Consider the following 25,297-nt stretch of genomic DNA (forward strand, 5'->3'; position numbering starts at 1 on the left):
AGTGGAATTTCCATACTGGACTGTAGTGTTGTTTCATGACCGACAAGCTCGCTGACCCCCAGACCCCGAAATTCGATCCTGATGCGTTCGCCCGGAATCTGACGCAAGCGATGGAGAGCGGCAGCCAGGCCCTCGCGACGATGATGAAGTCGCAAGGCGGCACCGTGCCGCCGGACGGTCATCCGCCGCCCGGCCTGACCGAGATGGTCCGGAGCTTCTCCTCCGTCGCCAATTACTGGCTGTCCGACCAGGCTCGCGCCAACGAGCTACAGCAACGGCTCGGCAAGTCGTATCTGGAGCTGTGGGGTGCGGCCTCCCGCCGTCTGGCCGGGGAACAGGCCGAACCGGCGATCGCGCCCTCGCCGCGCGACAAGCGGTTCGCGGCGCCGGAATGGAAGACCAATGCGTTCTACGATTTCCTGATGCAGGCCTATCTGCTCACCACGCAGTGGGCGGACGAGCTGGTGAAAAACGCGGAGATCGACCCGCACACCAAGCGCAAGGCGGCGTTTTATATCCAGCAGCTCACCACTGCGCTGGCACCGTCCAACTTCGTGATGACCAATCCGGAACTGACGCGTCAAACGCTCGAATCCAGCGGCGACAATCTGGTGCGCGGGATGAAGATGCTGGCCGACGACATCCAGTCCGGCCGAGGCCATCTGAAGATCCGGCAATCCGACCCGGCAGGGCTCGAGGTCGGCGTCAACATGGCCGTGACCCCGGGCAAGGTGATCTTCCAGAACGAGATCATGCAGCTCATCCAGTACGAGCCCGCCACCGAGACGGTGCAGCGGACGCCGCTGCTGATCGTGCCGCCGTGGATCAACAAGTACTACATTCTCGACCTGAAGCCGGAGAAGTCGTTCATCAAATGGTGCGTCGACCAGGGTCTCACCGTCTTCGTGATCTCCTGGGTCAACCCGGACAAGAGCCTCGCCGACAAGGATTTCGCCGACTACATGAAGCTCGGCCCGCTGACCGCGATGGACGTGGTCGAGAAGGTCACCGGCGAGATGAAGGTGCACACGCTGGGTTACTGCGTCGGCGGCACCCTGCTCGCCTCGACGCTGGCCTGGCTCGCCGAGCGCCGCCGGGTGCGGGTCACCTCGGCGACCTTCCTGACCACGCAGGTCGACTTCACCCAAGCCGGCGACCTGATGGTGTTCGTCGACGAGGAGCAGATTTCCGCGGTCGAACGCGAGATGAAGGTCACCGGCGTTCTCGAAGGCGCCAAGATGGCGATGGCCTTCAACATGCTGCGGCCGAACGACCTGATCTGGTCCTACGTCGTCAACAACTACCTGAAGGGCCAGCCGCCGCAGGCGTTCGACCTGCTGCACTGGAATTCCGACGCCACGCGGATGCCGGCGGCGAACCACTCCTACTATCTGCGCAACTGCTATCTCGACAACAAGCTGTCGGCCGGCACCATGGTGCTGGACAACACCACACTTGACCTCTCCAAGGTCAAGGTGCCGATCTACAACCTAGCCACCCGCGAGGATCACATCGCGCCGGCGGAGTCGGTGCTGTACGGCTCGCAGTTCTTCGGCGGACCGGTGAAGTTCGTGCTGTCGGGCTCCGGCCACATCGCCGGCGTCATCAATCCCCCGGCCGCCAACAAGTACCAGTATTGGACCAACCCCGACATCCTCGCCGGTTCGGTCGCCAATTGGCTGAGCGGCGCCGAGGAGCACAAGGGGTCGTGGTGGCCGGATTGGCGCGCCTGGATCGGCCAGTTCGACGACGAGCAGGTCCCTGCCCGCACGATCGGCAATGAAGCCTACCCGCCGCTGGAAGACGCGCCGGGTAGCTACGTCAAGGTCCGGTCGTGACCTCTTGACCATCGCGCGGCGGCGAAGCTGCAACCGCGCTGAGAGGCGTCAGCTCGCCAGTTGCGCCTCGACCACCCGCGCGGTGCGCAGCAGCTTGGCGTCCTCGCCAAATCCACCGATCACCTGCAGGCCGAGCGGCAGGCCGCGTGCCGACCGGGCGATCGGCATCGTCAGCGCCGGCACGCCCAGCATGGTCCACAGCGCGCAGAAGCTGGCGTCTCCGGTATAGGCCAATCCTTCCGGCGCCTCGCCGGGGGCCGGCACCGTCAGGACGCCGTCGAGACCGCTCAGATGGCGCGGAAGTTCCTGGTGCAGCGATGCCTGCAACTGCCGGGCTTCGATGTAGCGCGGCGCGCTGATCGTGTTGCCGGCTGCCACCAGCTCCTTCAATTGCGGACTGGTCAGATCAGGCTTCTGCTTCACGAGCGTATTGAAGATGGCAGCCGCCTCTGCCGCCAGAATTACCTCGGCCGCATCGAACCCCAGCCAATACTCTGCCGGCAACTCCAGCGGCACGATGCTGACGCCAGCTCGCTGGAGTGTCTGCAGCGCAGCTTCGAACGCCTGGTTCTGCTCGGCACTGACCCGATCCCAGATCGGCGGGCGGACCACACCGAGGCGGAGCGACGGCGCAGCCGGAAGGACGTCAGCTTCGACGGCCTTGGCCGCTCCCGACGCGTCGGCATTGTCCGCCAGCAAGCCGAATGCGAACGCCGCATCCTCCACCGATCGGGTCAAAAATCCAACGTGATCGAGCGACTGCGCCAATGGGTGAACGCCGTCGCGTACAATTGCGCCGAAGCTCGGCTTGAAGCCGACGATGCCGCAATAGGCAGCGGGGCGCACCACTGAACCGACAGTCTGGGTACCGAGCGCGATCGGCACGATGCCGGCAGCCACCGCAGCCGCCGACCCGCTCGACGAGCCGCCGGGCGTGTGCTGCGGGTTGTTCGGATTGACCGTCGGGCCGGGGCTGCGCCAAGCGAACTCGGTGCTCACGGTCTTGCCGAACACGATGCCGCCGAGCTGCTTGATGCGGGTGACGATGGGCGCGTCCTGATCCGGAACATGATCGGCGTAGACGCGCGATCCGTTGGTGGTCGGAACCCCGGCAGTGGCGATGATGTCCTTGATCCCGACAGGGATTCCAGCCAGCGGGCCCTCGCCGCCCGTGAGCTGATCGGCCGGCACGCGATAGCAGAACGCCTTCAGCCACGGTTCGACCTCGTCGGCGCGCTGAGTGCAGGTTGCAAGATAGTCGGCGGGGCTCAGCGTTCCTTCACGAAACGCGCGATGGACTGCGAGCAGTCCCAACGGATTCGACATGGTGGAGATGGTCCTCGGCACGGGAAGAACACGCCGGCGATCACCTCGGACCGCCGGCGTTTCGGCTTGATTACTTCAGCGCGAGCGCCGGCTTGACGTAGTCCTGGATGACGAAATCCTCGTACTTCGGAGCCTGCTTCAGATTGCCGAGCGCGATCTGGGTCTGCATCGCGGTCTCGTAGGCCTGCTTAGTCGTCTGCACGCTGGTCGGATAGACGTTCTCGGCGATCATCCGCCGCACCGCCGCCTCGACGATCTTGGGATCGAGCGTCGGAAATTCCTTCTGAGCAATGGCGACCGCTTCATCCGGATTGTTCTTCATGAAGCGCAGCGCCAGCTCCATCGCGTTGACGACGGCCTGCGCGTCCTTCGGATCGACACCTTTGCGCGCCGTGATCGACGAGAATGCATACGGGCCGTAGGCCTTCGGGAAGCCGATCACCACTTTCATGCCCTTGGCCACCACCTGATCGAGGCCGGGCTCGTACAGCACGGCGAGCTTGGCCTGTCCGCCGAGGAACGGGCCCGGCTCCGAGCCGATCTGCACCTGCAGCAGATCGACGTCGGAATCAGGCCTCATGCCGTTGTCCTTCAATAGCTTCATGAACAGCGACGTGCTGGTGGTCGGCATCAGGCCGGCGACGACCTTCTGGCCCTTGAGGTCTTTCAGCGTCTCGTACTTGAAATCCGGCGTCGCTGCGACCCACACTGCAGCCCCGTTGACGACGTTGCAGATGATAGCGACGTCGGCGCCTTTCGAATTGGCGATCGCGGTCCACTCGGGACCATGGATCGAGAACGCTGCGCTGCCGGACAGCACCGCGGACAAGGCCGTCGTGGGCGAGCCGGCGGTTTCCTTGTCGACGTCGAGTCCCTGCTGCTTGAAGAAGCCCTTGTCCATCGCGACGTAGAACGGAAGGTAAAGCATGGACTGGAAGGCTTGCGAGATCTTGACCTGCTTGGCCATCGCGGCGGTCGGCACCGCCGTCGACATCGCAAGCGACGCCATGACGGTGACTGCACCGACGATTTTTCCGATCGAACGCATAGGGCTTTGGCTCCGTGGTTGGGTGAACAGTGTGGTGATTGCGTGAGAGGCCGCGTCTAGGCCTGGATCCGGACGTGTCCGGCATCTTGCTTCCAGGGGAGCAAGTAACGCTCCAGCGCATCGATGCCGTGGTAGAGTACGAACCCCATGAACATCAGGACGAACAACCCGACCCAAACTGAGTTCAGGTCGTAGAGACTCGATGCGTTGTAGACGAGATGCCCGAGGCCACGCTTGGAGGAGATGAACTCTCCGACCACCGCGCCGACCAGCGCGAAGCCGATATTGATCCGGAAGGTGGCGATGATCGCCGGCAACGACGACGGGATGATCACGCTATAGAAAATCTGATGCTTGGAGCCGCCCATCGACACCATCAGCGATTGCAGATCCTTGTCGCTGTCCTTGGCCGCCTGATAGGCCGCGATCAGCGCCACCAGTGCCGTCATCGACACCACAAGAACCACCTTCGACAACAGCCCCGTGCCGAACCACAGCAGAATGACCGGCGCCAAAGCGATCTTCGGCACGCTGTTCAACGCCACGATGAACGGTTCGGTCATCCGCGCGACGAAGACCGAGTACCACATCGCGAGGCCGAGGATCGATCCGATGATGGTGCCGACGACGAAACCGAGGATCGCCTCGTACAAGGTATATCCGCTGTCGACGATCAGCGAGCCGTCGAGCATCTGGGTTTCGAAGCGCAGCCAGATTCCGGACGGCTTGCCGACCAGGAATTCGGAGATCCACCCCATATGGACGCCGAACTCCCACACGAGAAAGAACGCCACAACGGCCAGCGTCTGCAGCAAGGTGCGGCCGATGTGAGTATCGAACGCGACGATCAGGCGCTGGACCGTGCTGATCTTTTCGCGATTTGCAATCGCGGCATTACCGCCCGACGGCGACGCGACGTCTGTTGCGCTGGTCATTAGTTGGACTTCACTTTTCTGGTCTGGATGTCGAGTTCGCCGCAGAGCATGTGGAAATACTCGGAGAACCGGTGATCGCTGCGCGCCTCGACCGGCCCGGCGCGCTCGATGTCGATGTGGTGGACGTTCTTGACCTTGGTCGGCCGCCCGCTTAGCGCCACCACACGCTTGGAAAGAGCCACGGCCTCGTCGACGTCGTGGGTGATCAGAATGACGGTCTTGTGGAAGGTCTCGACCGCCTCCATCAGCACGCCTTCGAGATACAGCCGCGTCTGGTAGTCGAGCGCGGAGAACGGCTCGTCGAGCAGCAGGATATCGGGATCCATGATCAGTGTTCGGATCAGCGCCACGCGCTGGCGCATGCCGCCCGACAACGTCTTGGGATAGGCCTTCTCGAAGCCGGACAGACCGAACGTCGACAGATACTCCCGCGCGGTGTCGAGCGCTTCGGCATCGGCAACGCCGCGCACACGCAGACCGAGCAGCACGTTCTCCAGCACCGTGCGCCAGGGAAACAGCAGATCCTTCTGCATCATATAGCCGATACGGCCGCGCAGACTGCTGACCGGCTCGCCGCGATAGATCAGGCTGCCGCTGTCCGCGTTCAGCAATCCGGCGATCACGTTGAAGATCGTCGTCTTGCCGCAGCCGCTCGGCCCGATGATGCTGACGAAGTCGCGCTCGTAAATATCAAAGGATAGTCCGTCGAGAACCGGCACGGCGCCGCCCTTGCTGGGAAATACCTTGCGGACGTCTCGAACGCTGAGTTGGATCTGCGGCTCGGCCATGGATTTGCTCCTTTGCAATTGCTTTGCAAAGGCTGTGCCAGCACCTCAACGAAAGTCGCAAAGCCGCCGAATTCCCAATCACTACAGCGATTAGCGACGGATCGCCCGCCCCGCGTCCGGTGAGACGAGCGCCGCCCCGGCCCAGCCGGCTGCTCAAATGCATTGTGCATTATGCACACCGAAACGGCAGTGGTTCGCGGAGTAAGTGTGATAGACGAGATTGAAACGACGGCGAGAGCGCGGGCGATGCGAGGCCCCGCGACCGGCTGCGGCGAAGACATTGCACGCCGACGGACAACCGAGGGGGTGAACGATGCGGAAACGTGGACAGCCCACGACGGTCCGCCAGCATGTCCTGCACGATCTGCGGACCAAGATTCTGCAGGGGCGCTACCCGGCCGGAACGCGTCTGCGCCAGGAAGAAATCGCGCGTCAGCTCGACGTCAGCACCACGCCGGTGCGGGAAGCATTTCGGGACCTATTGTCCGAAGGGCTCATCTCTCTCGACGCGCGGCGCGGCGCTGTTGTTCGGGGACTGACGCTGGACGACGTGCAGGAAATCTACCAGATGCGGATGCGCCTGGAGCCGCTGTTGGCCGCCCGCACCTTCGACCATGTCACCGAGGACGATCTGTCACGCGCCGAGGCCTGCCATCGCAAGATGACCGGCAAAGTGTCCGCGCAAAGCTGGGCCAGTCTCAACGAAGAGTTTCACGCTGCGCTGACCGGCAACACCACCAGCGGCCGGCTCGGCAGTCTGGTCTACAACCTCGCCCATGCCGCCTCGCCTTATGTCGTGCTGTCGCTGTTCGCTGATCCCGACATTCGCGAGGTGAACAATCGCGACCACGCCGAACTGCTGGCACTCTACCGAAGCCGCGACCGCGACGGCGTGGTGGCCACGACCGAACGCCACTTGGCGCAGACGCTGCATCTGATCGAACAGGAGGCGCAACTGAAGTCGGCGCCGGTGTCGATTGACGACGGCGAGCTGCTGAACGCCGCCCGCTGAGGCCGAAGCACCGGCGCTACGTCCCCGACACCCAGGCCAGCAGCAGCGCGAAGCCGGCGAGCCCGACCGTGATGTGAGTGCCGAGCACGACATTTGCCGCCACAGGCGACCGCCGCGCCAGCGCGGCGATGAAGCCCGAGAAAGCCGAAACGGCGAACATCCCGACCGCAACTTTGCCGAGACTGATATTGCCGGCCGCCTGGGCACCATCTGGCGTGCCGTGCAACAGCATCACCAGGGTTTCGAGGCCACCGAAGCCGAGCAACAGATGCAGCGCCACCAGCCCCTGCTTGCGTTCACCGCGCAGATACAACAGCCCGAGATACAACCCCAACGCCGTCGCCAAACCGAGGATCACCAGCACAGGAGCTGTCGTCATGCCGCCTCCGAAACCGTTTGAGCTCACCTGCGGAATTTAACCATGGCGGCGGAGCCTTGAGAACAGGCCCAGGGCCCGGGTCGCGTCTCGCGTCGCACAGCACTTTCGGAACTCATCAACGGAAAGCTCTCACACAGGCTTCCGGACCGAGACGTGAAGAAAACGGGCCAGCTCCTTATCGAACCCCTTCCCCTCGCTGGTCTCGATGGCCATCGAGGCCCACGAGCCGGCTTCGGCGTAGCGCCCGCGCAGCCACTCCTCCGACGGGTAGTTGTAGTAGCGCGAGAGCTTGTCGCGCCCCTCGCCGTCGCCGGATTTGTAGCTGGCATAGAACAGGCCGCCCGGCTTGAGCGCCCGCCACACCCGCTTCAACACATCGGCAAGCTCGTCGCGGGGCACATGCAGCAGGCAGGCGTGCGCCCAGACGGCGTCGTAAGTGTCGACGGCGTCGAGCTCGTGGAACAGCATGGTACGGACCGGCCGCCCGAGCCGGCGCGAAGCCTCCGCAGCCAGCTCCTGCGAACCGTCGGTCGCCTCGACGTCGAAGCCTGCGGCGAGCATCGCCTCGGCCTGATAGCCGGCACCACAACCGAGCTCGAGGATCTTGGCGCCCGCCGGCAGCTCGCCGAGGAAACGGGTCAAGGTGGCGCTGCGCGGCTGGCGCTCAGCGTAGGCGGTGGCGTTGCCGCGGTAGAACCGCAGCGTGTCGTCGTCGAAGGCGCGCGTCATGTCAGGTTCCAAATGGCGTCGCTCCCGTGCGCAGGAACGGGAGCGACGGCGTGTTGAGGCAAGCCGTTAATCGGCCCCGCCGATGTCTGGCAAGCCCAGCATCAGTCGCATGTTTTGCACCGCGGCGCCCGAGGCGCCCTTGCCGAGATTGTCGAGCCGGGCCACCAGCACCGCCTGGCGGTGAGCGTCGCTGCCGAACACGTAGAGCTCGAGCTGGTTGGTGTCGTTCAGCGCTTCCGGCTCGATCCGGGCGCCGGCGTACACCGCGGCGTCGCGCGTTGGCACCGACACATAGGTACTGCCGGCGTAGCGCTGCGCCAGCGCCGCATGCAGGTCGGTGGCGCCGGGTTTGCCGGGCAGCGTATCGAGATGCAGCGGCACCGACACCAGCATGCCCTGCCGGAAATTGCCGACCGACGGGATGAAGATCGGCCGCCGCGACAGGGCTGAGTACTTCTGGGTTTCGGGCAGATGCTTGTGGGCGAAGCCGAGACCATACAGCTCGAACGCCGGCGCGGTACCGGCCTCGTAGGCGGCGATCATCGATTTGCCGCCGCCGGAATAGCCGCTGACGGCGTTGATCGTCACCGGATAGTCGGCGGGCAGCAGGCCGGCATCGACCAGCGGGCGCAGCAGCGCGATGCCGCCGGTCGGATAGCAGCCCGGATTGGCCACCTTCTTGGCGGCGCGGATCTTGTCGGCCTGGTCCGGCGCCAGCTCGGCAAAGCCGTAGACCCAGTCTGGCGCAACGCGGAACGCGGTCGACGCGTCGAGCACCTTCGGCCCCGAAGCGCCGAGCTCGTCGATCAGCGCCACCGTCTCCTTGGCGGCATCGTCGGGCAGGCACAGGATAACGAGATCGACCTCGGCCATCAGCGCGCGCTTGGCGCCGGGATCCTTGCGCTTGTCGTCCGGGATGTCCTTCACGGTGACCTGGCCGTGGCGGGCCAGCCGCTCGCGGATGCCGAGGCCAGTGGTGCCGGCGGCGCCGTCGATGAACACCACCGGCTTGCGGCTCGCAGCCTGCATCTGGCCTGGATTGGTGCTGTCCGTCAGGGTCATCTGTCGCTCCTTGATCAAGCGTCTTCGCCAGCGAGTGCCGGCATGGTGTAATCCAGATGCGGCCGCAGCGCGACCATCTCGGCCGCGATTTCCTGCGAGCCGGCGTCAGGCTGGCGCGCCAGCGCGGTGGCGACCGCGACATGATCGGCGTCCGACTTGTGCTGGTTGAGCTTGAAGCTGCCCGCCACCTCGTCGACCCGCATCATCACCCCGACGACCGCCTGCTTCATCGCGTTGCGCCGTCCGGCTGCCATCTTTGCCATGGTCCACGGCCGCTTCGGCGCCAGCGCGCTTTCGAACACCGCGCTGACGTCGTAGAGCTGTGCGTCCAACTCGCTGGCCGACATCACCGCCGCCGGACCGGTCAGATGCACGCTGCGATACAGCCAGGTCGGTACCTGGTCCGGCGAAGCGTACCAGTCGGCCGACACATAGGCATAACCGGGGGTCACTGCCATCAGCCACGGGGTCCGGGCGTCGGCGCAGTGCGCCAGCGGATTGTTGCGCGCGATGTGGAACGACAACAGCGGAGTGCCGTCGCTGGCATATTGGATCGCGAACGGCAGCGGGGAAGCAATCGGCCCGGCGGCGTCATGGGCGCAAGCGAGGCCGAAACCGCGCGCCGCCGCAAACGCAAGGCAGGTGGACCGGTCAGGCTTGAATTGAGGTGGCGCATACATCGGTAAAGGCTCCTGGTTTGAACGGGAGCCGCCGGATCGATTGCGCGTAAGGGGGATTTGAAGCTCACCTGCCGCGGACCGTAACCGGCGGCAGGGACGACGCTGTCAGACGCGCGCGTCAACCCATGCCGCGGGAATGCGGCGGCGGGCTTTGGCGGTGGTGAGCGCGTTGAGCATGTCGCGTTGATAGGAGCGGTTGCGTACCAGGTCAACCCGCGATGCGCGCGCATCTCGGTCTCGATTATGAAGAGTGCCGCACGCACAGCTTGCAAATCTCGCTGTTGGACTGTATTTCCCGCGCACTGGTCGGCAGTTCACCAAGGCGTCGCTGTCCCGCGAGGGAGGCTAAACCTGCCTGTTTCCTCGATCGGCAGACACTTGTCCCGTGCCGCCGTCGTAAGTCAGCGACCAACGACATTCATCGTTCGGCACGATCGAGGATGAGGTCATGACCAGAACTGTTTTCCCATTTGCTATCCAGGATGTGTCCGCGCTGGCGCGTGCGCTCAATCGCGAGCTCGACGCGCAAGGTCACAAGCTCGGCCATGTCGAGATGCTGAACCTGCTGGCGCGATCGGCCGGCTATCGCAACTTCCAGCATTTTCGCGCCCAGTTCGACGCCGAGGATCTGCTGCAACGTCAGCCCGAGCCGGAGCCGGTCGCCGATCTGCAAAAGGTCGCGCAGGCGGTACGTTACTTCGATGCGAGCGGCGTGCTGACACGATGGCCGAAGAAGGCCAGCCATCGCCTGCTCTGCCTATGGGTGTTGTGGTCGCGCGTGCCGGCGGCGCGCGAGTTGAGCGAGAAACAGCTCAACGAGCTGCTGCTCGGACATCACGACTTCGGCGATCACGCGCTGCTGCGGCGCATGATGTGCGACACCGGCCTGATGACCCGCACCCGCGACGGCAGGGTGTATCGCCGCGTCGAGCAGAAGCCGCCGCCGGAAGCCGTGGCGCTGATCCGCCACCTCGCCCCACGGCTCGCGGCCTGACAACTCGGTCATTGCAAGGCGCACCCGGGTCCGCGCTCCGCGCCGTCCGAGCACAGGCTCCGCGACGAAGCAATCCAGCTTCTGCATTGAGCTCTGGATTGCTTCGCTGCGCGCGCAATGACGAGACGCCAAAGATCGAGGGCGGTCTCAGATCACCGGATTCCACGGCGACGGCACCAGCCGGTAGCCGTCGGCGGTCTTTTCGACATGCCCCATCGCCGGGAATGGGAAGTGGAAGCCCTGCACCCGCATCTTCTCGGCGGCGAGCATGTCGTAGGTCTTGCGACGGGTGGTCTCCGCCATCGCCGGATCCTGATCGAACATCAGGTGCCAACCCGGATGGGTGACGAACAGCGCCGGCAGATTGGTGACGTCGGACTGGACGAACACCTTGTCGGCGCCGGACGACAGCACGAATGAGGTGTGGCCGGGGGTGTGGCCGCGGGTCTCGACGGCGAGCAGACCCGGCGCGACGTCCTTGCCCCACTCGTAGGGCGTGACCTTCTTGTTGAGCCCGGTGTCGAACACCTTTCGCACGGTCTGAAACACGCTCTGCATCCGGCCCGACGGCGCGCGGCTCATCTCGCCATCGTCCATGAAGTATTTCCACTCCGCGGCCGGCACCAGCACCTCGGCGTTCGGAAACTCCGGCTTGCCCGACGCATCGAGCAGGCCGTTGATGTGGTCGCCGTGGAAATGCGAGATCACCACCAGATCGACCGATTTCGGATCGAACCCAGCCGCCGCCAAGTTGCCGGCGAACTGGCCGACATTGCCCTTGCTCGACGCAAACGCGCCGGGACCGTTGCCGGTGTCGACCACCACCAGCTTGCCGCCGGTGTTGATCACCAGAGGCGCGAATTGGATCGAGACCTTGTCCTTCGGCAGGAACGAGGCTTCCAACGCTTCGCTGACCTCATCTTTCATGACGTTGGTGACGAAGCCGTCGGACAGCGGAAAGGTGTTGATGCCGTCGGAGATCACGTTCACCTGGGCATCGCCGACCCGGTACCGATAGTAGCTCGGCGCCTGTTTGTCGGCGACCGGGGCCGCCGCCTGGGCGGGTGCGTTGCGCAGCAGCGGTGCCGCCGCGAGCGCGACGGTTGCAGTGAGGGCGTGACGTCGGGTCAAATCCATGGCGTGTCCTCGCTGGTGGTTTGCGGCGCAGTCTAAGCCGCAACCGATGGCGCGATCACGTCATGACGCGCATTTGATCGGCCGCGTCAGACCGACCGCAGCATCCAGCCGAGCCCGATCGACAACCCGTCCCCGAACAGCAGCAGCACCGCCGACCACACCAGCGCCGACAGCACGTTGGCGATCTGAAACGGCCAGAACGGCATCTCGAAGATCCCGGCCGCGAGCGGCACCGAGGCCCGCAGCGGCCCGAAGAACCGACCGATGAAAATGCTCGGCACGCCCCATCGGCGAACGAAATCCTCGCCACGTAGCAGCAGGCTCGGGTATTTCGACAACGGCCAGATCCGGGCGACGTTGTCCTTGTAGCGATAGCCGAACCAGTAAGACACCCAATCGCCCAGCGCGGCGCCGATTCCGCCGGCGAGCCAGACCGGCCAGAAGCTGATGCCGGACACCCCGATCAGCGCCCCGATCGCCACGAGCGCGCCCCAGGCAGGAACCAGCAGCGAAACGAACGCCAGCGACTCGCCGAACGCCAGCGCAAGGACCACAGGCGCGGCCCACGCCTGATGCTGGCGCACGAACTCGGCAATGTCGTGGATGTTGGCTTCCATCGTCTTTCAGTCGACCGCCATCCCCCGACGCGGCCTTCGCATAGCTGTCGCAATAGCACGGACCATGGCCGGTCCAATATGCGACACGCCCTTCCCGACCAGACCGGAATGGCCGCAATACGGCAGCCTGGCGCGGCGCGATGTCCCCGACCGGTGATGATCGATCAGGCACACGCCACTCCGGTATTATGATATTGCACGCCACCGAATTCCCGGCCGGCTCAGCTCTATCCAACCCGGCCGGCGCCGCCTATATGGCAATCCCGATGCTCGGCCGGACCGGTTGGCCCTCGATGGATCCGCATCCGCTCGGCCCGGCCTCGCCCGTCTCGGCGGCGCACGCCGGCCGGGTCTCGACCCAGCGTCACACCCGCAGCCCTTCCATGGCATAGTGCAACACAGCGATTCGGACGGCTTCGGCCGTTCGCACGAACTCAGAACAGACTCCAGGACTCATGGCCAAGGCATTGAAGGCGAGCTCCAAATCGAAATCCGGCACCGACCTGTTCGGGGCCGCGCCGAAGTCTGCCGCGCCCAAGGCGCCGGCTAAGCCGAGCGGCGCCGAGGACGGTTATACCGCCGCGGACATCGAGGTTCTGGAGGGGCTGGAGCCGGTCCGGCGCCGACCCGGCATGTATATCGGTGGCACCGACGAGAAGGCGCTGCACCACCTGTTCGCCGAGGTGATCGACAACTCGATGGACGAGGCGCTGGCCGGCCATGCGACTTTCATCGAGGTGGAGCTGTCGGCCGACGGCTTCCTCACCGTCTCCGACAACGGTCGCGGCATTCCCGTTGATCCGCATCCGAAATTTCCGAAGAAGTCGGCGCTCGAGGTGATCATGTGCACGCTGCACGCCGGCGGCAAGTTCGACAGCAAGGTGTACGAGACCTCGGGCGGTCTGCACGGCGTCGGCGTCAGCGTCGTCAATGCGTTGTCGTCGCGTCTTGAAGTCGAAGTGGCGCGCGGCCAGCAGCTCTACCGGATGGTGTTCGAGCGCGGCCACCCCAAGGGCAAGCTCGAGAGCCTCGGCAAGGTCAACAACCGCCGCGGCACCAAGGTGCGGTTCAAGCCGGACACCGACATTTTCGGCGCCAAGGCGGCATTCAAGCCGCAGCGGCTGTTCAAGATGGCGCGGTCGAAGGCCTATCTGTTCGGCGGCGTGAAGATTCGCTGGAAGTGCGATCCGGAACTGCTGAAGGGCATCGAGGACGTTCCGGCCGAGGATGAATTCCATTTTCCCGGTGGCCTGAAGGACTTCCTCGGCGCGGCGATCCACAACGACACGCTGGTGCATCCGGACATCTTCGCCGGCAAATCCGGTCGCAATGGCGCGCATGGCGCCTGCGAATGGGCGGTGGCCTGGACGGCCGATGCCGACGGCTTCCTGTCGTCCTACTGCAACACCGTCCCGACACCCGACGGGGGCACCCACGAGTCCGGCTTGCGCAGCGCCCTGCTCCGCGGTCTGAAGGACCACGCCGAGCGTGCCGGCCAGGGCAAGCGCGCCTCCTCGATCACCTCCGAAGACGTGATGGTCGGTGCTGCGATCATGCTCAGCGTGTTCGTGCGCGAACCTGAATTCCAGGGCCAGACCAAGGACCGCCTCGCCACCGCCGAGGCGCAGAAGATCGTCGAGCAGGCGATCAAGGACCCGTTCGACCACTGGCTGTCCGGCAATCCGGTCCAAGCCAACAAGCTGCTCGATTTCGTCATTGAACGCGCCGAGGAGCGACTGCGCCGCCGCCAGGAAAAGGAAATCTCTCGCAAGACCGCGGTGAAGAAACTGCGGCTGCCCGGCAAGCTGGCCGACTGCACCTCGACCGCGGCCGAAGGCTCCGAACTGTTCATCGTCGAGGGCGACTCGGCCGGCGGCAGCGCCAAGCAGGCGCGCGACCGCTCGACCCAGGCCGTGCTTCCCTTGCGCGGCAAGATCCTCAATGTCGCCTCGGCCGGTAAGGACAAGGTGGTGGCGAACGCCCAGCTCTCCGACCTGATCCAGGCGCTCGGTGTCAGCACCGGGGTGAACTACCGCGAGGAAGATCTGCGCTATTCGCGCATCATCATCATGACCGACGCCGACGTCGACGGCGCCCACATCGCCTCGCTGCTGATCACCTTCTTCTATCGGCAAATGCCGAAGCTGATCGACGAGGGCCACCTGTATCTCGCCGTCCCGCCGCTGTACCGGCTGACCCACGGCGCCAAGACGGTGTACGCCCGCGACGACGCCCACAAGGAAGAGCTGCTGAAAAAGGAATTCAACGCCAACGCCAAGGTCGATGTAGGCCGCTTCAAAGGCCTCGGCGAGATGATGCCGGCACAGCTCAAAGAAACCACGATGGATCCGGCCAAGCGGACCATGCTACGCGTCGTGCTGCTCCCCGACGACCGCGACGGCACCGCCAATTCGGTCGAGCGGCTGATGGGCACCAAGGCCGAAGCCCGCTTCGCCTTCATCTCGGAAAAGGCCGAATTCGCCAGCGAGGAGATGCTGGACGTGTGACAACCGGCAGTGTCAGGCGGCAGCCGCCGACCTGACACTGCCGATAGGTAACAGCTCCGAGGTCGCGCGGCACGAATGTCTGGTCTCGCCGGCTCTCCAGATCGAGCCGGAATTTCGCTACATCGAGATCGTCGTATGCCAAATGCTGCGCCGCTGGCATGGCCCGAACCGCGACTTTAAGGGTCTTGTACGGACCAGCGAAACAGGGCCTAATTCTCGGATGCGCACACTTTTTCTCGTCATCGGCGTCATCGCCCTTCTCGTGGGCCTGGTCTGGACCGGCCAGGGCGCCGGCCTGATTCAGTGGCCGGCCCAGAGTTTCATGATCAACCAGTCGCAGTGGATGTGGTACGGCGCCTCGACCGCGTTCGGCGGGCTGCTGCTGATCTTCGTTTCGCGCAAGGTGTGAGACGTCGTTGCCGGGCTCGCCCCGGTAACCCATTGTGCTCGAAGTGCATCGTTCTCGAAGTGCATAGATCATTGGCGCGCAGCGCGCGCGATGGAGACGCGGGTCCAGTCCGCGTATGACACACGTCGTGATGTCTCACCTGCGGAACGTCTTGATCTCCGACACGCTGCCGTCGCGGTAAGTCAGCTCGACCGAGACCGACTTCACGGTCGACGGCAGCTTGAAATACGGCGTAGCGCTGCTCGGGATCGCGACCGGGTCGCGCATGTCGCAGGCCGGCATCTTCAGCACCTTGTCGGGCACAGCGCTGTCGATACCGATCCGCGCCTCGCGGATCGCGCAGCGATACGACATCAGATGCGTGTAGTAGACCAGGAGGCCATTGTAGTCGCGAAACGACAGCCAGCTCGTCGCGGTCATGTCGAGGATCTTGCGCTGGTCGCGTAGCAACGCCGCTTCGGGCTCGAACTTGATCGGAAACGGGCCCTGCAATTCGCCGTTGGCATCGACGTAGCGCACCTCGATGGTCGAGGCCGGCGCGTCCGCTGGCAATTGGATTGACGGGTTCGGCAATCGCTTGCGGGTGCGCGGGTCGAGCGCATCCATGAATCCGGTTTCGCGGAAGTCGCTTTCCCCCGCCATGCGCCACGAGATGCCGAGCGTCGGATCGGCGATCGAGAACACCACGGTCCAGCCGCCATTGTGCCGCGAGAAGCTCGCGATCGGCGCGTTCAGGCTTTCGGAGGTCGGCGGCTTCAGAGGCGCCACCGGCGGCAGCGCGGCGACCTTCTCGGGCACCTGACTCGGTGGCGCTACGCCATTGGCCGCCTTGGGCGGTCCGTTGAGGAATACGTCATCGACCATCTGGTCGAAATACACCGGCACCTGCTTGTGGCCGATCTGCTCGGCCAGCTCGCTGACCGCGCGGCGGGTGCGTTGCGCGACCTGCACTAGGTTCTCGCCGGGATCGAGCAACTGCTTGACGAAAACACGGGTGAACACCGAGTTCGGATTACTATCTGCGTCCGACAGCCGGTCGAGCGCGGTCTGGCGCGGACCGGCGGAGAAGATCGAGAACACGCCTTCCGGCAGCGCGGTCATCGGCGCGAGCCCGCCGCGCCCGGCCAGCGCTCGCACGCCGCGGCGTTCGAACGGATTGTTGCGGCAGGCATCGAGCACCAGGATGGCGGTACGGGCGCCGCGGTTCTGCAGCCGGTCGACGATGCGGTCGGCCATGATCGAGGCGTCGCGCACCAGTTCCTCCTGCCCTTCCGTCGCGGCAGGCACGTCGACCGGCAGCAGGAAATTCTGGCCGGCAATCTCGAACCCGTGGCCGGCATAGAAGAAGAATGCGGTGTCGCCCGGCTCGATCATGGAATCGAATGCCAAAAGGCTCTGGCTAAACCCGGCGCGCGTTTGGTTCTCCGCCACCATCACCTGAAAGCCGAGGGTCCGCAGCGCATCGCCCATGGTGCGCGCGTCGTTGACCGCCTTCTGCAGTTTTGGAACCTTGCGATAATCGTCGTTGCCGATCACCAGCGCGACCCGCTTGGCAGCCTCGGCCGGCGCACACCAGATCAGCACCGCGGCGATCAGACCGACCGCCGATATCCCGCGCGCTCGCAGCGATCGCATTCCCAGTTCCCCGATGAGCCATACGGCCGGATCGGGCCGCCTGCCCCATAGTCGACCAAAACGCGGGCCGGGTTCAACCGGTTTCGGCAATGCGGCAAGCGATGCGAGACGATCCAGCGCAAAACAAGCGCGGGCCCCTTCGCAGAGGCCCGCGCCGCGTTTGAGTAGCTGGGTGCGCTCACGCCGCGCGAACAGTCTCGAGGAACTTGCCGACTTCCATCTTCAGCCGATTGCTGTCGTTGGCGAGGGATTGCGCCGCCGACAACACCTGCGTCGATGCGGAGCCGGTCTCGCCGGCGCCGCGCTGAACATCGACCACGCTGGCAGACACCTGCTGCGTACCTTGGGCCGCCTGCTGGACATTGCGGGAGATCTCCTGAGTGGCTGCGCCCTGCTCTTCGACCGCAGATGCGATCGTCGAGGCAATCTCCGACATCTTCGAAATCGTGGCGCCGATCTCGCGGATCGCGGTCACCGACTCATGGGTCGCCACCTGGATGCCGCCGATGTGCTGACTGATCTCGCCGGTCGCCTTGGCGGTCTGCTCGGCGAGCGCCTTCACCTCTGCCGCAACCACGGCAAAGCCGCGGCCGGCCTCTCCGGCGCGCGCCGCTTCGATCGTGGCGTTCAGCGCCAGCAGATTGGTCTGACCGGCGATGGTGTTGATCAGTTCGACCACATCACCGATCCGCGTGGCGGCCTGCGACAGCTCCGCGACCCGCTCGTTGGTGCGTTGCGCCTGTGTCACCGCCTCGTGGGCGATCCGCGCCGAGTCCTGAACCTGGCGGCTGATCTCGGTCACCGACGAGGCCATCTCTTCGGTGGCCGACGCCACCGACTGAACGTTCGCCGAAGCCTGTTCAGAAGCAGCAGCGACAGAGGTGGTCACCTCCTGCGCGCGCCGCGCACTCGACGTCAGCGTGGTGGCCGACGCCTCGAGCTCGTTCGAAGCCGAAGATACCGCCTGGATCACCTCACCGACTGCGGCTTCGAAGTGATGGGCCAACTTTTCCATTTCCTGCTTGCGCTGTGCGGCGATGATCCGATCCTGATCAGCCTTCGCCTGAGCTTCCTGCTTCGCCTTCTCGGAGAGCATCAGCTTGATGTCGTTGACGGCGTTGGCGGTCTGGCCGATTTCGTCGCCGCGCTCGGTACCGGACACCTCGACGTCCTGACCGCGCGCCATCGCCTGCAGATCACCGACCAGCCGGCCGATCGGGCGGGCGATGCCGAGCTGCACGATCGCGAATGCCAATGCCAGCACGGCGAGGAAACCGCCCCCGACCAACAGGATGGTCAACTTGACCGTACTCGCGACATCTGCGGAAGCGGCATGCGAGCGGTCGCCGAGCTCCTTGTCGAGCCTATTGGTGATTGAGAGCTGAAGCTCACGCACGGACTGATTGCGTTTTGCGAGATCCCTCGCGAGGCGAACTGCGAGGGCGTTGTCGTTTGCCATTGTGGCCCGCTCGAGTGCGGCGTAATCTTTCTGGATCATATCATCGAACATTCGATCGATCCGGTCGAAGTCCGCGGCAAATTGCGGCAAGCCCTTTTTCGCCTGGGCGACGAATTCGCTGAATTCCTTGTGGTTAGCTGCAATCTCGCGGCTCAGCCGCTGCATTTCGGCCGGCTCGGTTTCGGCGATGATCCGCCATGACATTCGTCCGAAGTTGTACAGGCGGGCATTGGCGCGAAAGTTCGCCTTCATGCCCTGCACTTCGTTCTCGAGCATCGCCGCGTAGGTTCGATTGATCTCTTCCATCTTCGCCGTGGCGAACCAGATTCCGAATCCGACGACCACACTGAGCAATAAGAAACAGCCGAGGATCTTGTAGAGCAATTTCACGTTCGAAAGCTGCATGGCAGATACCCCCCCAAAATTTGCCGACCCCTCGCAACGCACGTTCACACATTGGTCGATGTTGTTAGCCCTGACGGCGCCGAATTTCGATAAACTCACGAGCCCGCGACACATGTCGCGCGATGCATGAATTGATCAAAGTGGTCGGCATTCCAACGCCGACGCCCCGACACACAACATCGAGCATCGGCTGTATCAGGGGTCTTGCTAATCACGAGTAAGTACAAATTCGGTCAGTTAGGACAAAACCGGGAGACGGGTCGACAAAGCGGCCGCAACGGTCGAAATAGCGAGACCATCCACTGGAGTCAGCGTGAGAGTCAGATGAATTCGGAAGGCGTTGTTTCAAATTCGGATCAGGAATTACTGCAGGATTTTCCGCTGGTGCGGAGCCACGATCCGGTTGAGGCGCGAGACATCCTGCGCCGCTACGGCGTCGATATGATCGCCTCAAATCCCAACGACTTCTTCATGCGGACCAACCTCGCCGAGCTGCCACATATCGGCTTGTACTTCGTCCACAGTTCCGGCGCGACCGAGCTTGTCATCCCGAAGCGCGAGATCGCCCTGGTGCATCTCTGCCTGGAAGGCGAGGCATTGCTCACCAGCGGTCAACGTCGCGTCGAACTGTCGCAAGGCGCGGCGTGCATTTGTTCGCCGAGAGTGAGTGCCCAGCTCGAATTCGGACGCAACTCGCGGCAATTATTGCTGCGGATGCCGCAACGGGTGCTCGAGCGGACGATCGCGTCGCTGCTCGGCTTCAAGCCGCGGCAACCGATCCTGTTCGAACCGGCGATCGCGAACGACGAGCCGCGCTATCTCGGGTTCAGAGATCTCACGACCCTGCTCGCGTCACGACTGGATGCGAGCTACTCGGTGTGGCCGAAGAACGTGCTGCTCCATCTCGAGCAATCGTGCATCACCGCGCTGCTGTATTGCAGCCAACACAATCTCGGCCATCTGCTGGAGAACGCCAACGCGGTCAACGACGACATGCCCCGTTCCGTCCGCACGGCGGAGCACTACGTCGACAATCATCACGACGACGACATCAGCGTGGAAGATCTCGCACGTATCGTCGGGGTCAGCATCTCCACCCTCACCCGCGCCTTCCTGAAACACCGCGGCTACTCGCCGTCGGCTTACATCAAGCGCGCCAAGCTCCACCGTGCCAAAATGCTGCTGGAGACCGGGGCCGCGACCACGCTGATCGGCGTCGCGCTGCGCTGCGGGTTCGCCAATCCAAGCCGTTTCGCTCAGGATTACCGCGAGGCGTTCGGGGAATCGCCGACCGAGACGCTGCGCCGTTGCCGCCCCGCCCGCGGCTCGGAATCGCAAAAACATTAAGCTATTTCAGCCGTTTCATGTGCCGGCGCATTGACTTTGGCCGATTCCGGCCTATGTTCCGCGCTTAAAGCGGCCCGGTATTGCGACGAGCAGTACCCCGATTGAGCCGCCTGTCCGCGAACTGACTTCCCCGTGCACGATTGCTAGCCGCTCCGGGGTTGAGCGTGACAGTGATTTTCGAAGAATCCATGCGGCGGTTCGATTTAGTGGCGTGCCCCCGAGTTCCGGCCGAAAGCGTTAGGATCAGGCCGCGCCCCGACAACAGAGGCTCGATGTCTTTTACCAATCTGGGACTTTCCGAGAAAGTCCAAGCCGCCGTCGCCGCCGCCGGTTACGTTTCGCCCACTCCTATTCAACAGCAGGCGATTCCCCACGTCCTCGCTCGTAAGGACGTCCTCGGCATCGCCCAGACCGGCACCGGCAAGACCGCCGCGTTCGTGCTGCCGATGCTGACGCTGCTGGAGAAGGGCCGCGCCCGAGCGCGGATGCCACGCACCCTGATCCTCGAGCCGACCCGCGAGCTCGCCGCCCAGGTCAAAGAACAGTTCGACAAATACGGCGCCGGCCAGAAACTCAACGTGGCCCTCCTGATCGGCGGTGTGTCGTTCGGCGATCAGGATCTCAAACTCACCCGCGGCGTCGACGTGCTGATCGCCACTCCGGGCCGCCTGCTCGACCATACCGAACGCGGCGGCCTGCTGCTCACCGGCGTCGAGATGCTGATCATCGACGAAGCCGACCGGATGCTCGACATGGGCTTCATTCCGGACATCGAGCGGATCTGCAAGCTGGTCCCCTTCACCCGGCAGACCCTGTTCTTCACCGCGACGATGCCGACCGAAATTCGGCGCATCACCGAAACCTTCCTGCACAATCCCGAAAAGATCGAGGTCAGTAAGCCGGCCTCCACCGCCGTCACCGTGACGCAGTCGCAGGTGCCGTGCGGCCGCGAGCCGCACGAGAAGCGCGAGACGCTGCGTCGGCTGATCCGGGCCGCCACCGATCTCAAGAACGCGATCATCTTCTGTAACCGCAAGCGCGAGGTCGCCCTTCTGGCGAAATCGCTGCAGCGCCACGGCTTCAGCGTCGGCGCGCTGCACGGCGACATGGACCAGACCGCGCGGACCGCCGCTCTTGAGGCGTTCCGCAAGGGCGACCTGCCGATCCTCGTCGCTTCAGACGTCGCCGCCCGCGGCCTCGATATTCCGGAAGTGAGCCACGTCTTCAACTTCGATGTCCCGCATCATCCGGACGACTACGTCCACCGCATCGGCCGCACCGGCCGCGCCGGCCGTGCCGGCACTGCGATGACCATCGTCGCACCGTCGGATCAGAAGTCGATGGCCGCGGTCGAGAAACTGATCGGCCAGGCGATCCCGCGTGCCGAGGCCGACTCTGCGGTGGAAGTCGAAACCGCCGGCGAGCCGGAGACCGAGCGTCCGGCGCGATCGCGCCGCGCCGCGCCCGAAGGCCGGCAACGTGAGCCACGCCGCGAGAACCGCGAACCGCGCGAGCGCAAGCCGCGGCGCGAACCGCGTAGCGTCCCGCCGGCCGCGCCTTCGACCCACGCCTCTTTCGGCTCGGCACCGCCGGCCCGCGACACGTCCTCGGAAGCCGGCGATCACTCGCACCTGCCGGCGTTCTTGTTGCGCCCGGTGCGCGCGCGGGGCTGACCTGCGCCAGGAACCAGAAGGCGCTTAACCACGCCTTCACTCCCCGACCGTAGGTTCACGCCGTTTCAGGGCGGTGCGTTGAAAAACGCCGGATCGGAGGGTGGCTGGTGGCCGCGAAGCAGGACGACCACGATCGCACCATGGCCTATGCCGAGGTGGCTCTCTCCCAGATCAAGGCGCTCCGGCAAGGCGCGGTTCCGCGCAACTACGAGATCTGGTACATCTACGCGACCGGCTACAACCCGGAGCTGAACAAGGCGATCAACGACACGCTGACGCAGCGCGGCAGCCTGAGCGACGCCGATCTCGACCAGCTCTACGACGATTACTTGTCGCAAGGCCAGACGACCGACCGGCTCGACCGGATCGGCGCGCGCGTCGCCACCGAGGTCGACGACATCATGGCTCTGCTCGCCGAGACGCTCGGCAGCACTGCCAGCTTCGGCGAAGACCTGCGCGGCGAAAGCGACAAGCTGTCGGCTGCCACCGATCACGAACAGATCACGGCGATCGTCGAGCGCCTAGTGTCGGCGACGCGCGAGATGCAGCGGACCAACACTGCGCTGGAAGAGCGGCTGTCGCATTCCAAGCAGGAGATCGCCAACCTTCAGGTCAGCCTGGAAGCGATCCGCGCCGAGAGCCTGACCGATCCGCTGACCGGCCTCGGCAACCGCAAGCACTTCGACCGCGCCGTCGCAGAGGCGATCCGCAACGCGACCGCCAGCCATCAGCCGCTGTCGCTGCTGATGATGGACATCGATCACTTCAAGTCGTTCAACGACACTTACGGTCATCTCACCGGCGACCAGGTGCTGCGGCTCGTCGGCATGACGTTGAAGCAAAGCATCAAGGGACAGGACTTCACCGCGCGCTACGGCGGCGAAGAGTTCGCGGTAGTGCTGCCAAACACGCCGCTGCGCCAGGCGATCATCGTCGCCGACAACATCCGCCGGCTGGTGATGTCGAAGGAACTGAAGAAGAAGTCCACCGGCGAAATTCTCGGCCGGGTGACGATGTCGGCGGGCGTGTCGACGCTGAAGCCGAACGAAGGCGCCGATACGCTGATCGACCGCGCCGACGCCTGTCTGTATGCGGCCAAGCGCAATGGTCGCAATCGGGTGATCTGCGAGACCGACCCGGAGTTCTCCAACGTGACCCCGGCGGCGGTCGCCTGACGGGATCCGCTAGCGCGGCGCGCGGCGGCGCTTGGTTGCAGGTGCCTTGGGTGTCTTGCGTGCCTTGGCTGTCTTCGCCTTGTTTGATCGCGTAGGCGTCGCCTTCTCGGTCTTACTCGTCTCCACCTCCGTCTTCGTCGCTGCACGCCGTCGCTTTGCGGCCTTGCTCAGCGCGGCGCGCTCCGCAGCGGCGAAGGCGGCTCGCGCCCAGTCGGCGAGCTCATCCGGATCGTCGAGGAGCCGCTCGGGCAGCAGCCAATACGAGCCCACGGTGACCGTCCTGATACGCGTGTCATAGCTGAACGGCCGACTGCCCTCGGCTTCGAACCGTCCTGCGCCGTCGGCGTCCGTGCGCAGATAGATCGCGTCGCGGATCACCAGCGCGAAGGTGACGCCATCCGCCGAGATTCCGAAGCCGGAGAACATCCGGCGGATCGTCACCGGACCGAACGGTGCGAACAGATCGGTGAGAAATTCTCGGTCCATGACGGCTCGCAGCGCTGACGGATCCGGCGGCGCGCCGGGCGCGCCGCCGACCAGCATAGCCGTGAAACCCGCAGGACGCGCTTACTTTTTCGCCGGCGCGTAGAACGTGCCGTCGATCTCGGCGATGTCGCCCTGGTCGAGCGCCGGCACTTGCAGCACGGTGCGCGGCGGATACGGGCCGTCGCCCCAGATGTCCTTCTGCACCTTGTTGACCACCGGCCGATACTTGGCGACGTCGGTCACGAACACAGTCAGCCGCACCGCGTCGTGCTTGGTCGCACCGGCCGCTTCCGCCGCCGCCAGCATGTTGTCGAACATCCGCCGGACCCGCGCCTCGTCGCCATCGACCATCTTGCCGGTGACGCGATCGGTGCCGCGCATACCGCCGATGAACACGAAGTCGCCGGCGCGCGCGCCGATGCTCCAGGTGCCGCTCGGCGTGATGGTCTTGTCGGTCGGCGCAATGATCTTGACCGCACTCGACTCCGCGGCGGCCAAAGCCGGCGCGGCAACGACGAATGCGGCGGTGAGCAGCGTGCGCAGAGAGGGTGTCATGGCCGTTTCTCCTGGTTGTCGTGCGAGGATGGGACAGCGTGTCGGCGCTGCCAGAACGGTGCGTCGGAAAAGCGCGGCTCGGCGGCGTACATCGCCTGCTGGGTGACGAGATGCTGGGCAATTCCGAGCAGGTAGTCGCGTTCGTAAGTATCCGCCCGCTCGCGGTCGCCATCGGCCAGCGTCAAGGCCGCCTCGGCGGCGGCAACGCCGCTCCACAACGCGGTGGCAAGCCCATTGGCCCCCAGCGGATCGAGAGCGGCAGCAGCATCGCCGGCGCGCAAGACACAGCCTTCGATCAGACGGCCAGCGGTGACGGTGGCAGCGGCCGCCACACGCGGCGGAGCATGGCGTGCGACCACATCGAGTCCCAGGCTTTGCAGCCGCGGCGCGATCGCGATGGTCGAGGCAGCCAGCGCTGTCCAGCGCGCGCCGTCCTGCGTCGCTCCCGCTGGCAGCAAATCGGTGTCGGTAAACAGCCCCAGCATCATCCGCCGCCCCGGCAGCGGGGCCATGTACCACCAGCCGAGCACGACCGCCTCGACCAGCGTCGCAGCGGCGGGGTCGGCGTCGTCCGGCAGATCGAGCACACGCCACACCGCGACCAGGCGGTCGGTGCGCCGGCGCCCCGCGGCCGTCCCTGAAGACAATGCAACTCGGCCGCTGCAATCGATCGCAGCGTCGGCGAAAATCACCCGGCCATCGCTGAGTTCGAGCACGACCCCGTCGCAGTGATGCGCCAGCAAGGTGCAAGTCGCAGCAGCGCGGTCGACGCCGTCACCTTGCAACCGGGCACGCATGCGCAGCTCGAATCCGGCGCGATCGAGGTGCCAGCCGCCGCCCTCGCCCAGCGCGCCCCGGCGCAGAGTCGCATCGCCCCACACCGAAAACCGCCCCTCACTGGGAACGGCTGTGTCGGCGTCGAGCAGATCGCTCCACTGCAAACGGTCGAGCAATTGCGCCGCCGCCGGCGACAAGGTTTCGCCTCGGCTGACCACGTCGCGAGCGGCCGCGATCAACAACGGCCGCCGCCCGGACAGCACCAACGTGCGGGCGGCGGCGAGTCCCGCCAGCCCGCCGCCGATCACGGCAATTCCGCCCATC

General features: G+C 64.8%; 23 protein-coding genes. 8 read left to right on the plus strand and 15 right to left on the minus strand.

What is annotated here, in order from left to right; all coding sequences use genetic code 11:
* Positions 1–35 precede the first annotated feature (35 nt).
* The gene (locus tag M9H71_RS07800) at positions 36–1,838 is read left to right on the plus strand and encodes a PHA/PHB synthase family protein (RefSeq protein WP_455404480.1); all 1,803 of its coding nucleotides are present in this window, start codon (positions 36–38) and stop codon (positions 1,836–1,838) included.
* A 48-nt stretch (positions 1,839–1,886) separates the two neighbouring features.
* On the opposite strand, the gene M9H71_RS07805 is transcribed toward M9H71_RS07800, so the two are convergent.
* From M9H71_RS07805 to M9H71_RS07820, 4 genes are all read right to left on the minus strand, one after another.
* Positions 1,887–3,164: an amidase gene (locus M9H71_RS07805; protein WP_455404481.1), complete on the minus strand. Its 1,278-nt coding sequence runs from the start codon at positions 3,162–3,164 to the stop codon at positions 1,887–1,889.
* 70 nt (positions 3,165–3,234) lie between these two features.
* Positions 3,235–4,212 carry an ABC transporter substrate-binding protein gene (locus M9H71_RS07810; RefSeq protein WP_455404482.1) on the minus strand — a complete coding sequence of 326 codons (978 nt, stop codon included), beginning with the start codon at positions 4,210–4,212 and terminating at the stop codon, positions 3,235–3,237.
* Between the two features lie 56 nt (positions 4,213–4,268).
* The gene (locus M9H71_RS07815) at positions 4,269–5,147 is read right to left on the minus strand and encodes an ABC transporter permease (RefSeq protein ID WP_455404483.1); all 879 of its coding nucleotides are present in this window, start codon (positions 5,145–5,147) and stop codon (positions 4,269–4,271) included.
* Positions 5,147–5,935 (minus strand): ABC transporter ATP-binding protein, encoded by a 789-nt coding sequence (locus M9H71_RS07820; RefSeq protein ID WP_455404484.1) that lies wholly within the window; start codon positions 5,933–5,935, stop codon positions 5,147–5,149. Before M9H71_RS07820 ends, M9H71_RS07815 begins: the two co-directional genes overlap by 1 nt.
* A gap of 313 nt (positions 5,936–6,248) precedes the next feature.
* Between M9H71_RS07820 and M9H71_RS07825 the strand changes: the two genes are divergently transcribed.
* Positions 6,249–6,947: a GntR family transcriptional regulator gene (locus M9H71_RS07825; protein ID WP_455404485.1), complete on the plus strand. Its 699-nt coding sequence runs from the start codon at positions 6,249–6,251 to the stop codon at positions 6,945–6,947.
* Between the two features lie 16 nt (positions 6,948–6,963).
* Here M9H71_RS07825 and M9H71_RS07830 read toward each other — a convergent pair whose 3' ends face one another.
* From M9H71_RS07830 to M9H71_RS07845, 4 genes are all read right to left on the minus strand, one after another.
* Positions 6,964–7,326 carry a hypothetical protein gene (locus M9H71_RS07830; RefSeq protein ID WP_455404486.1) on the minus strand — a complete coding sequence of 121 codons (363 nt, stop codon included), beginning with the start codon at positions 7,324–7,326 and terminating at the stop codon, positions 6,964–6,966.
* Positions 7,327–7,455: 129 nt separating this feature from the next.
* A complete protein-coding gene (locus M9H71_RS07835; protein ID WP_455404487.1) occupies positions 7,456–8,055 on the minus strand; it encodes a class I SAM-dependent methyltransferase in 600 nt (199 codons plus the stop codon).
* 66 nt (positions 8,056–8,121) lie between these two features.
* Positions 8,122–9,117, minus strand: coding sequence for an N-acetyl-gamma-glutamyl-phosphate reductase (argC, locus tag M9H71_RS07840; protein WP_455404488.1), 996 nt, complete (start codon positions 9,115–9,117; stop codon positions 8,122–8,124).
* Between the two features lie 14 nt (positions 9,118–9,131).
* Entirely contained in the window at positions 9,132–9,797 is a 666-nt protein-coding gene (locus tag M9H71_RS07845; protein WP_455404489.1) for an FMN-binding negative transcriptional regulator, read from the minus strand.
* 448 nt (positions 9,798–10,245) lie between these two features.
* On the opposite strand from M9H71_RS07845, the gene M9H71_RS07850 reads away from it, so the two are divergent.
* Complete coding sequence (locus M9H71_RS07850; RefSeq protein WP_455404490.1) at positions 10,246–10,791, plus strand: DUF2087 domain-containing protein; 546 nt, start codon at positions 10,246–10,248, stop codon at positions 10,789–10,791.
* Between the two features lie 147 nt (positions 10,792–10,938).
* Here the strand turns inward: M9H71_RS07850 and M9H71_RS07855 are convergent, their stop codons facing one another.
* Together M9H71_RS07855 and M9H71_RS07860 are read right to left on the minus strand one after the other, a co-directional pair.
* Positions 10,939–11,928 (minus strand): MBL fold metallo-hydrolase, encoded by a 990-nt coding sequence (locus M9H71_RS07855; RefSeq protein ID WP_455404491.1) that lies wholly within the window; start codon positions 11,926–11,928, stop codon positions 10,939–10,941.
* Between the two features lie 86 nt (positions 11,929–12,014).
* Positions 12,015–12,545, minus strand: a complete 531-nt coding sequence (locus tag M9H71_RS07860) for a DedA family protein (RefSeq protein WP_455404492.1) — start codon at positions 12,543–12,545, stop codon at positions 12,015–12,017.
* A gap of 455 nt (positions 12,546–13,000) precedes the next feature.
* Here M9H71_RS07860 and parE point away from each other — a divergent pair, with 455 nt between their 5' ends.
* Both parE and M9H71_RS07870 read left to right on the plus strand, forming a co-directional pair.
* Positions 13,001–15,052 carry a DNA topoisomerase IV subunit B gene (parE, locus tag M9H71_RS07865; protein WP_455404493.1) on the plus strand — a complete coding sequence of 684 codons (2,052 nt, stop codon included), beginning with the start codon at positions 13,001–13,003 and terminating at the stop codon, positions 15,050–15,052.
* A 220-nt stretch (positions 15,053–15,272) separates the two neighbouring features.
* Complete coding sequence (locus M9H71_RS07870; protein WP_455404494.1) at positions 15,273–15,461, plus strand: hypothetical protein; 189 nt, start codon at positions 15,273–15,275, stop codon at positions 15,459–15,461.
* Positions 15,462–15,596: 135 nt separating this feature from the next.
* On the opposite strand, the gene M9H71_RS07875 is transcribed toward M9H71_RS07870, so the two are convergent.
* Both M9H71_RS07875 and M9H71_RS07880 read right to left on the minus strand, forming a co-directional pair.
* The gene (locus M9H71_RS07875; RefSeq protein WP_455404495.1) at positions 15,597–17,096 is read right to left on the minus strand and encodes a caspase family protein; all 1,500 of its coding nucleotides are present in this window, start codon (positions 17,094–17,096) and stop codon (positions 15,597–15,599) included.
* Between the two features lie 178 nt (positions 17,097–17,274).
* Positions 17,275–18,960 (minus strand): methyl-accepting chemotaxis protein, encoded by a 1,686-nt coding sequence (locus tag M9H71_RS07880; RefSeq protein WP_455404496.1) that lies wholly within the window; start codon positions 18,958–18,960, stop codon positions 17,275–17,277.
* A gap of 324 nt (positions 18,961–19,284) precedes the next feature.
* Between M9H71_RS07880 and M9H71_RS07885 the strand changes: the two genes are divergently transcribed.
* The 3 genes from M9H71_RS07885 to M9H71_RS07895 all read left to right on the plus strand — a co-directional run bounded on the left by M9H71_RS07885 (position 19,285) and on the right by M9H71_RS07895 (position 23,155).
* Complete coding sequence (locus tag M9H71_RS07885; RefSeq protein WP_455404497.1) at positions 19,285–20,307, plus strand: AraC family transcriptional regulator; 1,023 nt, start codon at positions 19,285–19,287, stop codon at positions 20,305–20,307.
* Between the two features lie 272 nt (positions 20,308–20,579).
* Positions 20,580–21,980 carry a DEAD/DEAH box helicase gene (locus M9H71_RS07890; protein WP_455404498.1) on the plus strand — a complete coding sequence of 467 codons (1,401 nt, stop codon included), beginning with the start codon at positions 20,580–20,582 and terminating at the stop codon, positions 21,978–21,980.
* A 140-nt stretch (positions 21,981–22,120) separates the two neighbouring features.
* Positions 22,121–23,155, plus strand: a complete 1,035-nt coding sequence (locus tag M9H71_RS07895) for a GGDEF domain-containing protein (RefSeq protein ID WP_455404581.1) — start codon at positions 22,121–22,123, stop codon at positions 23,153–23,155.
* Positions 23,156–23,164: 9 nt separating this feature from the next.
* Here M9H71_RS07895 and M9H71_RS07900 read toward each other — a convergent pair whose 3' ends face one another.
* The 3 genes from M9H71_RS07900 to M9H71_RS07910 are packed head-to-tail and all read right to left on the minus strand — an operon-like array spanning position 23,165 to position 25,296.
* A complete protein-coding gene (locus tag M9H71_RS07900) occupies positions 23,165–23,698 on the minus strand; it encodes a TfoX/Sxy family protein (protein ID WP_455404499.1) in 534 nt (177 codons plus the stop codon).
* Between the two features lie 24 nt (positions 23,699–23,722).
* Positions 23,723–24,196, minus strand: a complete 474-nt coding sequence (locus M9H71_RS07905; RefSeq protein ID WP_455404500.1) for a RidA family protein — start codon at positions 24,194–24,196, stop codon at positions 23,723–23,725.
* A complete protein-coding gene (locus tag M9H71_RS07910) occupies positions 24,193–25,296 on the minus strand; it encodes an NAD(P)/FAD-dependent oxidoreductase (RefSeq protein ID WP_455404501.1) in 1,104 nt (367 codons plus the stop codon). Before M9H71_RS07910 ends, M9H71_RS07905 begins: the two co-directional genes overlap by 4 nt.
* Between the last annotated feature and the right edge of the window lies 1 nt (position 25,297).

The sequence above is a fragment of the Rhodopseudomonas parapalustris genome, assembly GCF_053772255.1.

Coding starts and splice junctions, on each gene's coding strand:
- M9H71_RS07800 (WP_455404480.1), top strand. CDS start 36: ATGACCGACAAGCTCGCTGACCCCCAGACCCCGAAATTCGATCCTGAT.
- M9H71_RS07805 (WP_455404481.1), bottom strand. CDS start 3,164: ATGTCGAATCCGTTGGGACTGCTCGCAGTCCATCGCGCGTTTCGTGAA.
- M9H71_RS07810 (WP_455404482.1), bottom strand. CDS start 4,212: ATGCGTTCGATCGGAAAAATCGTCGGTGCAGTCACCGTCATGGCGTCG.
- M9H71_RS07815 (WP_455404483.1), bottom strand. CDS start 5,147: ATGACCAGCGCAACAGACGTCGCGTCGCCGTCGGGCGGTAATGCCGCG.
- M9H71_RS07820 (WP_455404484.1), bottom strand. CDS start 5,935: ATGGCCGAGCCGCAGATCCAACTCAGCGTTCGAGACGTCCGCAAGGTA.
- M9H71_RS07825 (WP_455404485.1), top strand. CDS start 6,249: ATGCGGAAACGTGGACAGCCCACGACGGTCCGCCAGCATGTCCTGCAC.
- M9H71_RS07830 (WP_455404486.1), bottom strand. CDS start 7,326: ATGACGACAGCTCCTGTGCTGGTGATCCTCGGTTTGGCGACGGCGTTG.
- M9H71_RS07835 (WP_455404487.1), bottom strand. CDS start 8,055: ATGACGCGCGCCTTCGACGACGACACGCTGCGGTTCTACCGCGGCAAC.
- argC (WP_455404488.1), bottom strand. CDS start 9,117: ATGACCCTGACGGACAGCACCAATCCAGGCCAGATGCAGGCTGCGAGC.
- M9H71_RS07845 (WP_455404489.1), bottom strand. CDS start 9,797: ATGTATGCGCCACCTCAATTCAAGCCTGACCGGTCCACCTGCCTTGCG.
- M9H71_RS07850 (WP_455404490.1), top strand. CDS start 10,246: ATGACCAGAACTGTTTTCCCATTTGCTATCCAGGATGTGTCCGCGCTG.
- M9H71_RS07855 (WP_455404491.1), bottom strand. CDS start 11,928: ATGGATTTGACCCGACGTCACGCCCTCACTGCAACCGTCGCGCTCGCG.
- M9H71_RS07860 (WP_455404492.1), bottom strand. CDS start 12,545: ATGGAAGCCAACATCCACGACATTGCCGAGTTCGTGCGCCAGCATCAG.
- parE (WP_455404493.1), top strand. CDS start 13,001: ATGGCCAAGGCATTGAAGGCGAGCTCCAAATCGAAATCCGGCACCGAC.
- M9H71_RS07870 (WP_455404494.1), top strand. CDS start 15,273: ATGCGCACACTTTTTCTCGTCATCGGCGTCATCGCCCTTCTCGTGGGC.
- M9H71_RS07875 (WP_455404495.1), bottom strand. CDS start 17,096: ATGCGATCGCTGCGAGCGCGCGGGATATCGGCGGTCGGTCTGATCGCC.
- M9H71_RS07880 (WP_455404496.1), bottom strand. CDS start 18,960: ATGCAGCTTTCGAACGTGAAATTGCTCTACAAGATCCTCGGCTGTTTC.
- M9H71_RS07885 (WP_455404497.1), top strand. CDS start 19,285: ATGAATTCGGAAGGCGTTGTTTCAAATTCGGATCAGGAATTACTGCAG.
- M9H71_RS07890 (WP_455404498.1), top strand. CDS start 20,580: ATGTCTTTTACCAATCTGGGACTTTCCGAGAAAGTCCAAGCCGCCGTC.
- M9H71_RS07895 (WP_455404581.1), top strand. CDS start 22,121: ATGGCCTATGCCGAGGTGGCTCTCTCCCAGATCAAGGCGCTCCGGCAA.
- M9H71_RS07900 (WP_455404499.1), bottom strand. CDS start 23,698: ATGCTGGTCGGCGGCGCGCCCGGCGCGCCGCCGGATCCGTCAGCGCTG.
- M9H71_RS07905 (WP_455404500.1), bottom strand. CDS start 24,196: ATGACACCCTCTCTGCGCACGCTGCTCACCGCCGCATTCGTCGTTGCC.
- M9H71_RS07910 (WP_455404501.1), bottom strand. CDS start 25,296: ATGGGCGGAATTGCCGTGATCGGCGGCGGGCTGGCGGGACTCGCCGCC.